This window comes from Rhizobium phaseoli (assembly GCF_003985125.1).
GTDB lineage: Bacteria > Pseudomonadota > Alphaproteobacteria > Rhizobiales > Rhizobiaceae > Rhizobium > Rhizobium phaseoli.
The window spans coordinates 53773-66908 of record NZ_ML133571.1 but is presented as its reverse complement, the minus strand read 5'-3'; the positions used below and the strand labels follow the sequence as shown (position 1 = coordinate 66908).

Annotated in this window: 12 protein-coding genes and 1 pseudogene; 6 read left to right on the top strand and 7 right to left on the bottom strand. The window is 62.6% G+C overall.

Translation table 11 applies throughout. The annotated features are described in order from the left end of the window. Window positions 1–2: 2 nt before the first annotated feature. A pseudogene (locus EFD56_RS13765) lies at window positions 3–1525 on the bottom strand (FAD-dependent oxidoreductase). 44 nt (window positions 1526–1569) lie between these two features. On the opposite strand from EFD56_RS13765, the gene EFD56_RS13760 reads away from it, so the two are divergent. Further along, a complete protein-coding gene (locus EFD56_RS13760; protein ID WP_016732996.1) occupies window positions 1570–2082 on the top strand; it encodes a MarR family winged helix-turn-helix transcriptional regulator in 513 nt (170 codons plus the stop codon). Between the two features lie 101 nt (window positions 2083–2183). Next, a complete protein-coding gene (locus EFD56_RS13755; RefSeq protein WP_126905552.1) occupies window positions 2184–2663 on the top strand; it encodes a DUF2938 domain-containing protein in 480 nt (159 codons plus the stop codon). Between the two features lie 158 nt (window positions 2664–2821). On the opposite strand, the gene EFD56_RS13750 is transcribed toward EFD56_RS13755, so the two are convergent. The 3 genes from EFD56_RS13750 to EFD56_RS13740 are packed head-to-tail and all read right to left on the bottom strand — an operon-like array spanning window position 2822 to window position 5815. Next, on the bottom strand, window positions 2822–3463 hold the full coding sequence (locus EFD56_RS13750) for a ThuA domain-containing protein (protein ID WP_126905551.1): 642 nt from the start codon (window positions 3461–3463) through the stop codon (window positions 2822–2824). A gap of 17 nt (window positions 3464–3480) precedes the next feature. Then, window positions 3481–4581 (bottom strand): Gfo/Idh/MocA family protein, encoded by a 1101-nt coding sequence (locus EFD56_RS13745; protein WP_126905550.1) that lies wholly within the window; start codon window positions 4579–4581, stop codon window positions 3481–3483. A gap of 34 nt (window positions 4582–4615) precedes the next feature. Then, window positions 4616–5815, bottom strand: coding sequence for an ROK family transcriptional regulator (locus EFD56_RS13740; RefSeq protein WP_126905549.1), 1200 nt, complete (start codon window positions 5813–5815; stop codon window positions 4616–4618). Window positions 5816–6014: 199 nt separating this feature from the next. Between EFD56_RS13740 and EFD56_RS13735 the strand changes: the two genes are divergently transcribed. From EFD56_RS13735 to EFD56_RS13720, 4 genes are all read left to right on the top strand, one after another. Further along, window positions 6015–7319 carry an extracellular solute-binding protein gene (locus EFD56_RS13735; protein WP_126905548.1) on the top strand — a complete coding sequence of 435 codons (1305 nt, stop codon included), beginning with the start codon at window positions 6015–6017 and terminating at the stop codon, window positions 7317–7319. A gap of 79 nt (window positions 7320–7398) precedes the next feature. Continuing rightward, on the top strand, window positions 7399–8337 hold the full coding sequence (locus EFD56_RS13730; protein ID WP_037115190.1) for a carbohydrate ABC transporter permease: 939 nt from the start codon (window positions 7399–7401) through the stop codon (window positions 8335–8337). Further along, the gene (locus EFD56_RS13725) at window positions 8330–9178 is read left to right on the top strand and encodes a carbohydrate ABC transporter permease (RefSeq protein WP_037138761.1); all 849 of its coding nucleotides are present in this window, start codon (window positions 8330–8332) and stop codon (window positions 9176–9178) included. Before EFD56_RS13730 ends, EFD56_RS13725 begins: the two co-directional genes overlap by 8 nt. After that, window positions 9064–10275 (top strand): ABC transporter ATP-binding protein, encoded by a 1212-nt coding sequence (locus EFD56_RS13720; RefSeq protein WP_425376306.1) that lies wholly within the window; start codon window positions 9064–9066, stop codon window positions 10273–10275. Before EFD56_RS13725 ends, EFD56_RS13720 begins: the two co-directional genes overlap by 115 nt. A 79-nt stretch (window positions 10276–10354) precedes the next feature. Here EFD56_RS13720 and kdgD read toward each other — a convergent pair whose 3' ends face one another. The 3 genes from kdgD to EFD56_RS13705 form a co-directional block, all read right to left on the bottom strand. Continuing rightward, complete coding sequence (gene kdgD / locus EFD56_RS13715) at window positions 10355–11281, bottom strand: 5-dehydro-4-deoxyglucarate dehydratase (RefSeq protein ID WP_126905546.1); 927 nt, start codon at window positions 11279–11281, stop codon at window positions 10355–10357. 36 nt (window positions 11282–11317) lie between these two features. Beyond that, on the bottom strand, window positions 11318–12292 hold the full coding sequence (locus EFD56_RS13710) for a mannonate dehydratase (protein WP_126905545.1): 975 nt from the start codon (window positions 12290–12292) through the stop codon (window positions 11318–11320). Between the two features lie 65 nt (window positions 12293–12357). Beyond that, complete coding sequence (locus tag EFD56_RS13705) at window positions 12358–13068, bottom strand: FadR/GntR family transcriptional regulator (protein WP_037138774.1); 711 nt, start codon at window positions 13066–13068, stop codon at window positions 12358–12360. Window positions 13069–13136 lie beyond the last annotated feature (68 nt).

Sequence of the window (13136 nt, the reverse complement as noted above, 5' to 3'; positions counted from 1 at the left end):
GGTCATGACGGTTGCTTCGCAACCGGGCCAAGGCCGGCAGTCGTGAGATAGGTCTCCAGCGCTGAAGCTTCATCGGATGCGACGATGGCGCCGATATAGCCGTCCGGACGCACGAGCACCCAGTCGCCGGGCGCCAGCGCATAGGCGTCGCGGAAATGCCCGCCTTCGTCGATGACATCGCCGCGCCGGCCGATCCTGTGGATCTGCAATCCCGGGCGTGGCGGCACGGCCGCTTGCTCCGGCTCATAACCGAGCAGCGTCCAGTGCGGACCCTTGATGAGGTCGAACAGACGCACCGGCTGGCCGGCCGCACCCTTGAGCGGCGCATCGGGCGCGCGGTCACCGGCCAGCAGGCCGCCGTTCCGCTCCGGCTTTTCCAGCGCAAGGGCGGAATCGGGGTAGCCGATATCGAGCTGATGGACCTCGCGGCCACGCCTGACGTCACCGCGTTTCAGCGCGTCGAGAAGTTTGGTCGCAAGACCGAGCATCGCCGCGGCGATCGGGCGGCGCTCTTCCTCATAGCTGTCGAGCAGCTGATCAGCGGCGCCGGCGGTGACCGCAGCCAGTTTCCATCCGAGATTATAGGCATCCTGGATGCTGGTATTGAGGCCCTGGCCGCCGGTTGGCGGATGGGTATGCGCGGCATCGCCGACGAGAAACACGCGGCCGAGCCGATAGCGATCGGCAAGCCGGGCGTTCATGTTGAAGGCCGATGCCCAGGAGACCGATTGCACGTGAATATCGTTGCGGCCGGAGCGCTCGCTCACCAGCGCCGTCAGGCCCGCAGCCGACAGGTCGATCTCGCCGTCGAGCGGGACCGGCCCCTGGATCTGGAACAGATTGGTACCCGCCAGCGGGCAAAGTGCCAGCTGGCGCTGCATGTCGCCTTCGCCGAAGCGGTGCCAGGCGTCGCGGTCCAGCCCGGTCAGGAGGACATCGGCGACGATGGCGCGCACGCCGAGCGTCTTGCCGGGAAAGCCGATATCGAGGGCGCGGCGCACCAGGCTGCGACCGCCATCCGCGCCGACCAGCCATCGGACGCGGATGGTCTCTTCCCCGGATTGGCCCTTGATCCGCGCCGTCACGCCCGCCTCGTCCTGTTCGAAGCCGGTGAGCTCGCATCCGAATTCCGGCCGGTGCCCCAGCTCGGTGAGGCGCTCGCGCATCACCCCCTCGGTGAGGAACTGCGGGACCATCAGCGGAAGGTGATAGGGTTCGGCAGGCGTCGGCTCCTCGCGCAGCATGGCGTCAGATTCAACGAAGCTTCCGTCGCCGCGATATTCCCGCTGCGGAGGATAGGCGCCGCCCCGCGCAACGATCCGGTCGAGGATGCCGAGATCCTCGAATATCTCCTGGCTTCGCGGCTGAATGCCCTTGCCGCGCGAGCCGCGGAACGGGTCAGTCGATTTCTCGATCAGGCGGAAGGATACACCCCGCCGCGCAAGCTCGATCGCCAGCGTCAGCCCCGCCGCACCGGCGCACCGGCGCCTGATATCAGTACGTCGACTGTCGATTTTTCTGTCATCGCCATCTCCATATGTGTATTATGCACATAATAGGAGAATCGGCATGGCGTCAAGAAATAATGTGCAAAATACACATATATCCAGAAAGCTGCGCGAACTGCATGGCGCTTTGATCGAGATCGTCAGCGTCATGAACCGACCCCAGCGTGACGAGCAGATGGTCCGCGAGGCGGGAATTTCGCTCGATCGCGCCCTGTTTCCGCTGCTGGTCATGGTGGAGCGGCTGGGTCCCATCGGCGTGGTCGAACTCGCCGACCGCGCCGGGCGCGACTACACCACCGTCAGCCGCCAGGTCGCCAAGCTCGAAAGTCTTGATCTCATCGAGCGCCGCGGAAGCGCCGCCGACCGCCGCGTGCGCGAGGCGGTCATCAGTCCGAAAGGCAAGGCGATGACCGACCGCATCGACGCCGCACGCGAAAAGCTCGGCCGCGCAATCTTCGAAAGCTGGGACGAACACGACTTCAATGAACTGGTGCGGCTGATGCGCAAGTTCGCCAATGATATCAGCGGCGACATCGGCGGCAGCGCGACGAAGCCTCAGGAAGAGGGCGATTGACGGAGAAGGGGGCCTCCTTGCTTGCGTCGAAGCCATTGCGCCGAAGCGCTTGCGATGATCTTCTGGCGCCTCTTCCCGTCAACGCTTTCCGGTGATTCCCGATGTTCGATATTCTGTGGCGCGGCCTGGCGATCGGCGCCGGCGCAACCATCCTCATGGACCTCTGGGCGATCGTGCTCGCCAAGGTCTTTGGCCAGCCGCCGGCCAATTGGGCGCCGGTCGGCCGCTGGTTCTGGCATCTTCGCCGCGGCAAGGTCTTTCACGAGAACATTGCCGATGCCGAGCCCTATGAGCATGAATTGGCACTAGGCTGGATCAGCCACTACGCCGTCGGCATTCTCTACGGCGTGATCTTCGCGATCATCGTGGGGCAGGGCTGGCTCGCCGCCCCGACATTTCTCCCCGCCTGGATCTTCGGCATCGTCACCGTCGGGGCAGGGTGGTTCCTGCTGCAGCCCGGCCTCGGTCTCGGCTGGGCTGCTTCCAGACATCCGAAGCCGATGAAGGTCCGGAGCTTCAACTTGCTTGCGCATACGGTGTTTGCGCTGGGGCTTTACGGGACCGCGTTGATTCTGCGCTGAGATTGCGGCCCGCCCCTCATCCGCCTGCCGGCACTTTCTCCCCGCCTGCGGGGAGATCTATCGGTCCCCCGCAGACTCTCGCAGGGCACGTCCCCTCTCCCCGTCAGAACGGGGAGAGGGTTAGGATGAGGGGCATCTTTGCCGGTCCGAACCGTGCTTCACCGCGCCGCCCAGTTCGCGCCGCGGCGGAAGATCGTCTTCATCTCCGGAACGTCGAATTCCTTGGCCTGGTGGCCGAGCGAGGAATAGAAAACCCGGCCCTTGCCATATTTCCGCTTCCAGACGACGGGCATGACGACGCCGTCGATCCAGTAGGCGTGCTCGCCGGTGAACTTGGTCGTCGCCAGCACCTCGTTCGAGGGGTCGACATGCATGTAATATTGCTCTGACGTATAGGGGAAATCGGCAATCCCCTCCATCAGCGGATCGTCCGGCCGGGTGATGTTGACGGTATAGTCGATGATGTTGCCGGGGTGGGCCACCCACTGGCCGCCGATGATGAACTGGTAGTCGACCGAGTCACGGAAGGCGTCACCCGCGCCGCCGTGATAACCGGCGATGCCGACGCCGCTCTCGATTGCGGCGGCGAGGTTCTTGACCTCTTCCTTCTCGATCTTCGACATCGTCATGATCGGCACGACGAGACTGAGGTCATGCACGGAAGGGTCGGCCAGCGCTTCGGTGCCGTGTTCGAGATAGACCTTGAAGCCGTCCTCCTCGAGCATCCCCTTAATGATTTCGGCGCATTCCTGCGGCTCATGGCCGCTCCAGCCGCCCCAGACGATCAGTGCTTCACGCATAGTCATTCCTCCTGAAATTATTTCGCCAGCCGTCCGTCGACGATGGATTGCGATAGGGGGGCAGGGCGCTCCACCGCCGTTGAGATCGCGACCGTACGTCCGGTTGCAGACGCGGTGTGGAACGCTTCCATGACCTCCAGCACATGCAGTGCCAGATCGCCATTGGCGCGATGCGGCCGGTTGGAGCGGATCGCATGCGCCATGTCGGCGACGCCGAGCGAGCGATAGTTGCCATCGGCATAGGGGGATGTGAGGGGCTGATCCTCGAATTGGCCGCCCTTCCTGAGATATTCGACAGGGCCTTCGAATTTGTTGGGATCGGGCACGATCAGCGTCCCCTCGGTGCCGTAGACCTCGAGCGGCACATGCTTGTGGCCGGCGACGTCGAAGCTCATGGCGATCTGCACGACGGCGCCGCCCGCAAAAGCCATCATGCCGGCGACATGGGTCGGCACATGCACGGGAATGCGCTCACCGTTGCGCGGCTCGCTCGTGATCAACCGTTCGGCCCGCGGCGTCGTCGCAAAGCCGGCGACTTGAGCGACCGGCCCGAGAAGGTTGACGAGGTCGGTGATGTAATAGGGACCCATGTCCAGCATCGGCCCGCCGCCCACTTCGTAGTAGAAGGCCGGGTTCGGATGCCAGCGCTCATGGCCCGGGCACATGAAGCTCGCCGAGCCGCCGACCGGCTGGCCGATGACGCCCTGGTCGATCAAGGCGCGGGCCGTCTGATGGCCGCCACCGAGGAAGGTGTCGGGAGCCGCGCCGATGCGCAGATTGCGGGCGCGCGCCGCCTCGGCCAATTTTTTCCCTTCCGCGAAATTAATCCCGAGCGGCTTTTCCGAATAGGTGTGTTTGCCGGCCTCGAGAGCCTGCAGCGCCACGGCGACATGGGCCTTCGGGATCGTCAGGTTGACGATGATCTCGACCTTAGGATCGGCGAAGAGCTCTTCGACCGTCCTCGCCGGAACGTTGAATTCGCGCGCCTTGGCCTCTGCTAGGTCCCGGTTGAGATCGGCGACGCCGCGAATGTCGAGAATGGGAAAGGATGCCATCGCCTTGAGATAGGCGCCCGAAATATTGCCGCATCCGATGATGCCGATACCGACTCTCTCCATGAATTCCTCCATTGATCTTGATTTGTGACGCCCGTCAGAGCGCCGGCCCGGTGGTGCTCCAGGGCGATTCGTAGAGTTCGTAGAGCGCCACCGCGGCCGCACCCTGCGCCCAGAAATCATCGCTCGAATCGTCGAAGACGAGTTCGCTTACCCCCTTCAGTGAGGGCGGGATGGCGAGCGCATAGGCATCGCGCAGACTGTTCAAAAAGGGTTCACCGAGCGCCAGGCTTGATCCGACCAGGATGACGCGCGGCGGCGCAAACAGCGTGACGATATTGGCGATGGTCAAGCCCACGGCTTCGCCGGCGCGGATGGCGGCGCTGATCAGCCGGTCGTCGTCAGCCTTGATCAGCGCCTGGGCATGCGTCATGCCGCGGCCGAGCCGGATCGCTTCGGCAAAACGCCCATCGGCCTGCTGTTCACCGAGGATGGCGCTTTCGCCGGCCTGGCTGAAGAGCCGCACGACGCCGTTCGGTCCTTTGCCGAGCACGAGGTCGCCGAGATTGTGGCTGAGGCCGCCGGCGCCGCGAAACAGGCTGTTGCCGTGCAGCACGCCGAGACCCAGCGTCTGCTCCAATGAAATCAACACCATATCCTCGAGATCGCGGGCTTTCCCGAACCAGTGATGGCCGAGCGTGATGGCATGCGCGTCACTTTCGACGATGGTCGGCGTCGACAGCCGCGTCGACATCTCGGCGGCGAAATCGACATTGGTGTCGCGGAAGATCGGGCTGCTTCTTATGTAGCCGGTGCGGTGCTCGATGACGCCGGGAAAACCGAGGCAGACGCTGTCGACATCTTCGAGCGACAGTCCGGCATCGACGACGCAGCGCCGCACACCATCCTCGACGAGATCGGCAATGACTCCGATCGGCTGCCGGTCGATGCGGATCGGCAGAGCGAGCTTCGACAGCACGTCGCCGCGGAAATTGGTGACGACGAAAACCATACGGTTGGCGGCGATCTTGCCGCCGACGACGCGGGCGGCATCCGGATTGAGTTCCAGCGCCACGCGCGGTCGCCCACGCACCGCCTCGTTGCGGATATCGCCTTCGTGACGCGGCAGGATCAGCCCATCGTCGAGCAGCGAGGCGGTAATGGCGGAAACGGTCGTGGTGGAAAGCTCGGTGCGTTCGCTGATCTCGATGCGCGAGATCGGACCATGGCGCCGGACGGTATCGAGCACGTTCAAGCGATTGATCGCGCGCATCAATTCTGGATCTGCGGTCTTCATGAAAAACTAGCCGGCATCGTTCGTTGGGCGGAAGCCAATATTTTTAACGGGTTACGAAATAAATAGCAGGCAATCCCACGGGCCTGTCAAGCGCATTTGGTAAAAATAGCGGCACTTGGGTTGACATCCGGCAAAAGCTCCGGTGAATTAATCCGCATAGGGGAAAAATTGTGAGGATAGGTCCCCTGGGAGGAAAATCATGAATTTTATGCTGAGAAACGCCGCTTTCGGTGGCAGGCACATCGTATCCATGGCAGCGGCAGCCGGCATGTTGCTGGCGGGAGCGGGCGCCGCCTCCGCGACGACGGTGGTTAAATGGCTGCATCTCGAGCTCGACCCGAAAAACGTTGCGGCCTGGGAAGACATCGTCAAGAAATACGAAGCCCAGCATCCCGACGTCGACATCCAGATGCAGTTCCTCGAAAACGAGGCCTTCAAGGCCAAGCTTCCCACGCTGCTGCAATCCGACGACGTGCCGGATTTCTTTTTCAGCTGGGGCGGCGGCGTATTGAAGCAGCAGTCCGAGACCGGCGCGCTGCAGGATGTGACGGCAGCTCTCGATGCCGATGGCGGCAAATTGCGCAAAGCCTATACGCCGGCCTCGGTCGATGGCCTGACCTTCGACGGCAAGACTTGGGCCGTTCCCTACAAAGTCGGTCTGGTCAGCTTCTTCTACAACAAGGCGCTGTTTGCCAAGGCTGGCGTCAAGGCTGAGGACATCAAGACCTGGACTGATTTCCTCGCTGCGGTGAAGAAGATCAAGGCGGCCGGCATCGTGCCGATTGCCGGCGGCGGCGGCGAGAAATGGCCGATCCATTTTTACTGGAGCTATCTCGTCATGCGCGAAGGCGGCCAGAAGGTCTTCGAAGCGGCCAAGAACGGCGAGGGCGAAGGTTTCCTCGATCCTGCCATCATCAAGGCGGGCGACGATCTCGCCGAACTCGGCAAGCTCGAGCCTTTCCAGCCCGGCTATCTCGGCGCCACCTGGCCGCAGACGCTCGGCGTTTTCGGTGACGGCAAGGCTGCGATGATCCTCGGTTTCGAAGCGACCGAAGCCAATCAGCGCAAGAATGCCGGAGACGGCAAGGGCCTCGCCCCCGACAATATCGGCCGCTTCGTGTTCCCGACGGTCGAGGGCGGCGCTGGCAAGCCCACCGACACGCTCGGCGGCCTGAACGGCTGGGCCGTCACCAAGAAGGCCTCCAAGGAAGCGATCGATTTCCTCGCCTTCCTGACCAATGCCGAGAACGAGCGGGCGATGGCCAAATCAGGCATGTTGCTTCCCGTTGCCGTCGGCGCCGATGACGGCGTCGTCAACCCGCTGCTGGCCGAATCCGCCAAACAGCTGGCCGGTTCGACATGGCATCAGAACTTCTTCGACCAGGATCTCGGCGCGGCTGTCGGCCGTGTCGTCAACGACGTCTCGGTGGAAATCGTCTCCGGCCAGATGAATTCCAAGGACGGCGCCCAGATGATCCAGGACGCTTTCGAGCTGGAACAATAACCGGCGCCCGCAGAGCCTTCCCGGCGCTCCCGATCGAGTGGAGCGCCGGCATTGCTGCCGACGAACGAAAGCAGGATCCATGGCCAATATTTCAGTCCCCGCGATGACATCAGCCGCAAGGCCGGCAAGACGAGCCGCAAACCGGAAAAGCTCGGTCGCCCATGACCGGCTGACGGTGCTGTTGCTGTTTCTGCCGCCGGCGCTGCTGCTGTTCACGCTCTTCGTCATCATGCCGATGGGCGAGGCGGCCTGGTACAGCCTCTACAAATGGAACGGCTACGGCACGCCGACCGAGTTCATCGCGCTGCGCAATTTCCAGGTGCTGTTCCGCAATGCCGCCTTCACCCAGGCGCTCGTTAATAATGGTCTGATCATCGTCATCTCGATCTGCATCCAGGTGCCGCTCGCCATCTGGCTTGCCACCATGCTGGCCCACCGCATTCCTGGCGTCGTCGGCTACCGGCTGATCTTCTTCCTGCCCTATGTGCTGGCCGATGTTGCCGCCGGCCTGATCTGGCGTTTCGTCTATGACGGCGATTACGGCCTGTTTGCCGCCATTTCCAACTTCTTCGGCTTCGCCAATCCTTACGTGCTCGCCGATAAGGATGTGGCGATCTACGCGGTGCTCGGCGTCATCGTCTGGAAATATTTCGGCTTTCACATGATGCTGTTCATCGCCGGCCTGCAATCGGTCGACAAGAGCGTGCTTGAGGCGGCCGAGATCGACGGCGCCACCGGCTGGCAGAAATTCCGCTATGTCACGCTGCCGCTGCTCGGTTCGACCTTGCGCCTGTCCATCTTCTTTGCCGTCGTCGGTTCGCTGCAGCTCTTCGACATGATCATGCCGCTCACCGGCGGCGGCCCGTCCAACTCCACCCAGACAATGGTCACCTTTCTTTACACCTATGGCGTCATGCGCATGCAGGTGGGTCTCGGCAGCGCCGTCGGCGTCGTGCTCTTCATCATCTGCGTGACGCTCGCCTTCGGTTACAAAAGGATCTTCATGCGCCATGACTGATATGAGCTCTTCCATCCGCATGCGCGCCTCGACCCGCATCTATCTCTACGTGTCGCTGACCCTCATTGCCGCCATCGTGCTGATCCCGCTGCTGACGACGGCGCTCGGCGGCTTCAAGACGCTGGGCGACCTGCGCACCAATCCCTTCGGCCTGCCGACCGAGTGGCAGTGGGCGAACTATACGGACATTCTGTTCGGCGAGCGTTACTGGCTGCAGATCGGCAATTCGCTGATCATCGCAGCACTCACCGTACTGTTGACGCTGATCGTCTCGTCGATGGCGGCCTTCGCCTTCGCCCATGTGCGCTTCTTCGGCTCGTCCTTCCTGCTCAATTATTTCCTGCTCGGCCTGATGTTTCCGGCAGCGACCGCGATCCTGCCGCTCTTCATCCGCATCCGCGATCTCGGGCTGTTGAATACCTATTGGGGCGTGGTGCTGCCGCAGGTGGCTTTCGGCCTCGGCATGAGCATCCTGTTGTTCCGGAACTATTTCCGCAACCTTCCGGAAGAATTGTTTCAGGCGGCCTTCGTCGATGGCTGCGGTTATCTCCGGTTCTTCTGGCATATCTCGCTGCCGCTCTCCCGGCCAATCGTCGCCACCGTCAGCATCATCTCCTTCGTCGGCAGCTGGAACAGCTACATCCTGCCGCTGATCATGCTGAACTCGGAATCGAAATATCCCTGGCCGCTCGGCATCATGGTCTATCGCGGCGAATACGGCACGGAATGGCAATTGGTACTGGCCTTCATCACCCTGACCATCCTTCCCACGATCATCGTCTTCTTCGTCGCCCAGCGGCACATCATCGCCGGGCTGACCGCCGGCGCCGTCAAGTCCTGAGCCGAACTATTGGAGCTGCAATCATGGCATCCGTTTCACTGCACGATGTAACCAAGGCCTATGGCGCCGTCGACGTCATCCACGGCATTTCGCTTCATATCGAGGATGGCGAATTCGTCGCCCTGGTCGGCCCGTCCGGCTGCGGAAAATCGACGCTGCTGCGGATGATCGCCGGCCTCGAAGAGATCACCGACGGCGAGATCGCCATCGGCGGCAATATCGTCAACGCCATGACGCCGCGCGAGCGCAACATCGCCATGGTCTTCCAGTCCTATGCGCTCTATCCGCATATGACGGTCGCCGAAAACATGGGCTTCAACCTGAAGCTCGCCGGCGTCGCCAAACCCCAGATCGAGGCCCGCGTTGCCGAGGCTGCCCGCATGCTGGATCTTGCCGCGCTGCTCGACCGCAAGCCGGCACAGCTTTCCGGCGGCCAGCGCCAGCGCGTCGCAATGGGCCGCGCCGTCGTGCGCAATCCGGCCGTCTTCCTGTTCGACGAGCCGCTCTCCAACCTCGATGCGAAACTGCGCGTGCAGATGCGCTCGGAGATCAAGACGCTGCACCAGAAGGTGAAGACGACCTCGATCTATGTCACCCATGACCAGATCGAAGCAATGACGCTCGCCGACCGCATCGTCGTGCTCAATCAGGGCAGGGTGGAGCAGTCGGGCACGCCGCTCGAACTGTACAAGAAGCCGGCCAACCTCTTCGTCGCCGCCTTCATCGGCTCGCCGGCGATGAACATGCTCGACGGCACGGTGGAAGGTCAAAACGGCGCGCCCGCCGCCCGCCTCGAAGACGGCACGGCGATCCGTATCGCCCCCGACCGTCGGGTCAGGCCCGGCCAGGCCGTCACCATCGGCCTGCGCCCCGAACATCTCGTTCCCGGCCTGTCGGCCGGCACGCCGCTTGCCGGCCGCACCATGCTGGTGGAACCCACCGGCGCCCAGACCCATGTGGTCTTCGATCTCGCCGGCCAGCAGGTCACGGCCATCGTCGACGGCGAATACCCCGCCCGCTACGGCACAGTGTTCGAGGCAAGCATTGCCAGCGACCAGGTGCATGTCTTCGACCGCGGCAGCGGCGTGGCGCTGTAAGCGCGCTTTAGCCGACCAGGCAACGGAAAACCGCCGGAGGTGAGCCCGGCGGTTTCTTCATGGCTTGAATCGTCAACTTTTATTCTGCGGCGATCCGTGAGACGCCGTTGGCCTGCACGATCTTCTCCAGCAGCGGGAGCTCTTCCTGGGTGAGATCCGTCAAGGGCGGCCGCACCGGGCCTGGGTTTTGACCGAGCACCCGCAGGCCCGCCTTGATGATCGAGACGGCATAGCCCTTCTTGCGGTTGCGGAGCGCGACGAAGGGGAAGAAGAAACCCTTCAGGATCTCGTCGACGGTCGCCTGGTCGCCGGTTCGGAGCGCCCCGTAAAAGCGCTGGGCGAGGGCGGGGACGAAGTTGAAGACCGCCGAGGAATAGGTGGTCACGCCGGCGGCGAAATAGGCTTGCGCATAGACCTCGTGGGTCGGCATGCCGCCGACATAGACGAGACGGTCGCCGAGTCGCGTGGTGATTTCGATGACCTTGTCGACATCGCCGACGCCGTCTTTGAAGCCGATCAGATTCGGGCATTCCTCCGCAAGGCGCGCGATGCTGTCGGCGGTCAGGATGGCGTTGTCGCGATTATAGACGATGACGCCGATACCGACCGACTGGCAGACCGCCTTGACATGGGCGATCAGGCCGGCCTGTTCGGCAAACATCAGATAGGGCGGCAGCAGCAGCAATCCGTCGGCGCCGGCCTTTTCGGCCGCCTGTGCGATCTCGATGGCGAGCGACGTGCCGTAGCCGGTTCCCGAGATGATCGGCGTATTGCCAGCCGATGCCTTGGCGGCGCGCACGACCTGAGGGATTTCGGACGGGTTGAGGGAGAAGAACTCCCCGGTGCCGCCGGCGGCAAACAGCGCCGCGGCGTCATAACCGGCAAGCCACTCGACATGGCGGCGATATTTCGCCTCGTCGAATTTCAGCTGGTCGTCGAAATGGGTGACCGGAAACGAGAGCAGACCACTGCCGACGGCCTTCTTCAATTCAATCGGGTTCATCATCAAGTCCTATTCCTTACGTGTTGAAATCTGGCGGCCTCAGGCACTCTCGAGCACTTGCAGAAGTGCTGCGATATAGCCGTAGCAGAAGGCGAATGCGGTGGCGGACGGGTCCTGGCCGCTGACGGTCGGCACGTGATCGGGCATCAGCATGTATTTGAAGCCGACTTCCTTGTAGATCCGGGCCGAGCGGACCATGTCCATGTCGCCCTCGTCGGGGAAGGTCTCCATGAAGGAAAGCTTGCCGCCGCGAATATTGCGGAAGTGGACGTTGAAGATCTTGTTGCGCTGACCGAACCAGCGAATGACGTCGTCGATCTCCTCGCCGGGATTGTCGAGCATCTCGCCGATCGATCCCTGGCAGAAATTGAGGCCGTGATAGGGATTTTCGCGCATCAGCACGAACTTCTTCAGGCCTTCCACCGTGCCGAGCACGCGGGTGACGCCACGATAGCCGGGCGGCGTATAGGGATCGTGCGGATGGCAGGCGAGGCGGACGCGGTTGCTTTCGGCGACCGGGACGACCCGTTCGAGGAAATAATCGATCCGTTCCCAGTTTTCGTCTTCGGAGAGTACGCCGGCAAGGCCGGGTGCTGCCTGCTGATCAGTCTTCTCCCAGCGGAAGCTCGCATTCATTGAGCCGCCGCGACCCGGCTCATCCGGGGTGCGGGGAATGCCGATCAGGTTGAGATTATATTTCACCGCCGGAATGCCGGCCCTCGCGACATTCTCGATCATCTGGCAGACGGCATCGATCTGCCGGTCGCGCTCTGGGCCGGCGAGCAGGATATCGGGATAGGAGGCCTTTTCGATCGGCTGCGAGGGCAGGGGCAGCTGGATCATGTCGAGGATCAGGCCGAAGCTTTCGACCTTGTCGCGGTGACGCTCGATGTCGGCAAGCGTCCAGCTGCTCGGCTTGCCCGGCGGATCGGCGCTGATATGCTTCACGCCCAATTGCGCGAAGATGCGATAATCGTCATCGTCGCGCGCCGCCACCTGTGTTCCCAGATACATCAGAGACCCTCTCAAAGTTCATCAATGTCATATGACATAATATGAATTTTTGAAGGTGTCGAGCCCTATTGCTGCTCCGCAAGCATCCGATAACGCCTTTGGCTCGCCATCAGATGGGCGCGCATCGCCTGGCGGGCGCGGTCCGGATCCTGATCGGCGATCGCCGACAGGATCTCTACATGTTCGGCATAGACCTTTTGCAGATAGTCGCGATCATTGGCTTCGGGCAGCGTCGGAAACTGACCGCGCGGGATGGCGCGCGGGCCGAAATGCCGCAGCACGTCGACATAGAATCGGTTGTTGGTGGCGGCGGCGATCGCCATGTGAAAGGCATAATCCGCCTCGACGGTTTGCTGGCCGCTCTCGATCAGTTGCGCCATTTTGCGGTTGGCCTCGCGCATCGCGGCCTCCTGCTCGGCAGTGCGGCGATAGGCGGCAATGGCTGCCGCCTCACCCTCGGTCGCCATGCGAAACTCCAGCAACTCAAGGGTTTCCGGAATGCTCTTGATTTCCACCGGCGTCAACGACATCGACGAATGGACCTTCGGATCTGCGACGAAAACGCCTTTGCCCTGGACCGGTCTGACGAAACCCGCCGCCCTCAGATCCGCGATGGCCTCGCGCACCACGGTGCGGCTGACGCCGAAGGTCGATTCGAGCTGCGGTTCGGTCGGCAGCTGGTCGCCGACACGCAGTTTCCCCGTCTCGATTTGCGCCCGCAGCTGATCGATGACCTGCTGCGCCAGTCTTTGCCGCCCACGGCCGAGTGTCGTCATTCTGTGTTCCCCAGTTCCTTCGCCTCAAGTCTTCCGCACGGCTCTTGCAAATCGATTTGGACTTCGAT

Coding starts and splice junctions, on each gene's coding strand:
- EFD56_RS13755 (WP_126905552.1), top strand. CDS start 2,184: ATGTTCGATATTCTGTGGCGCGGCCTGGCGATCGGCGCCGGCGCAACC.
- kdgD (WP_126905546.1), bottom strand. CDS start 11,281: ATGATGAACCCGATTGAATTGAAGAAGGCCGTCGGCAGTGGTCTGCTC.
- EFD56_RS13740 (WP_126905549.1), bottom strand. CDS start 5,815: ATGAAGACCGCAGATCCAGAATTGATGCGCGCGATCAATCGCTTGAAC.
- EFD56_RS13735 (WP_126905548.1), top strand. CDS start 6,015: ATGAATTTTATGCTGAGAAACGCCGCTTTCGGTGGCAGGCACATCGTA.
- EFD56_RS13710 (WP_126905545.1), bottom strand. CDS start 12,292: ATGTATCTGGGAACACAGGTGGCGGCGCGCGACGATGACGATTATCGC.
- EFD56_RS13725 (WP_037138761.1), top strand. CDS start 8,330: ATGACTGATATGAGCTCTTCCATCCGCATGCGCGCCTCGACCCGCATC.
- EFD56_RS13720 (WP_425376306.1), top strand. CDS start 9,064: ATGGCAATTGGTACTGGCCTTCATCACCCTGACCATCCTTCCCACGAT.
- EFD56_RS13730 (WP_037115190.1), top strand. CDS start 7,399: ATGGCCAATATTTCAGTCCCCGCGATGACATCAGCCGCAAGGCCGGCA.
- EFD56_RS13760 (WP_016732996.1), top strand. CDS start 1,570: ATGGCGTCAAGAAATAATGTGCAAAATACACATATATCCAGAAAGCTG.
- EFD56_RS13750 (WP_126905551.1), bottom strand. CDS start 3,463: ATGCGTGAAGCACTGATCGTCTGGGGCGGCTGGAGCGGCCATGAGCCG.
- EFD56_RS13705 (WP_037138774.1), bottom strand. CDS start 13,068: ATGACGACACTCGGCCGTGGGCGGCAAAGACTGGCGCAGCAGGTCATC.
- EFD56_RS13745 (WP_126905550.1), bottom strand. CDS start 4,581: ATGGAGAGAGTCGGTATCGGCATCATCGGATGCGGCAATATTTCGGGC.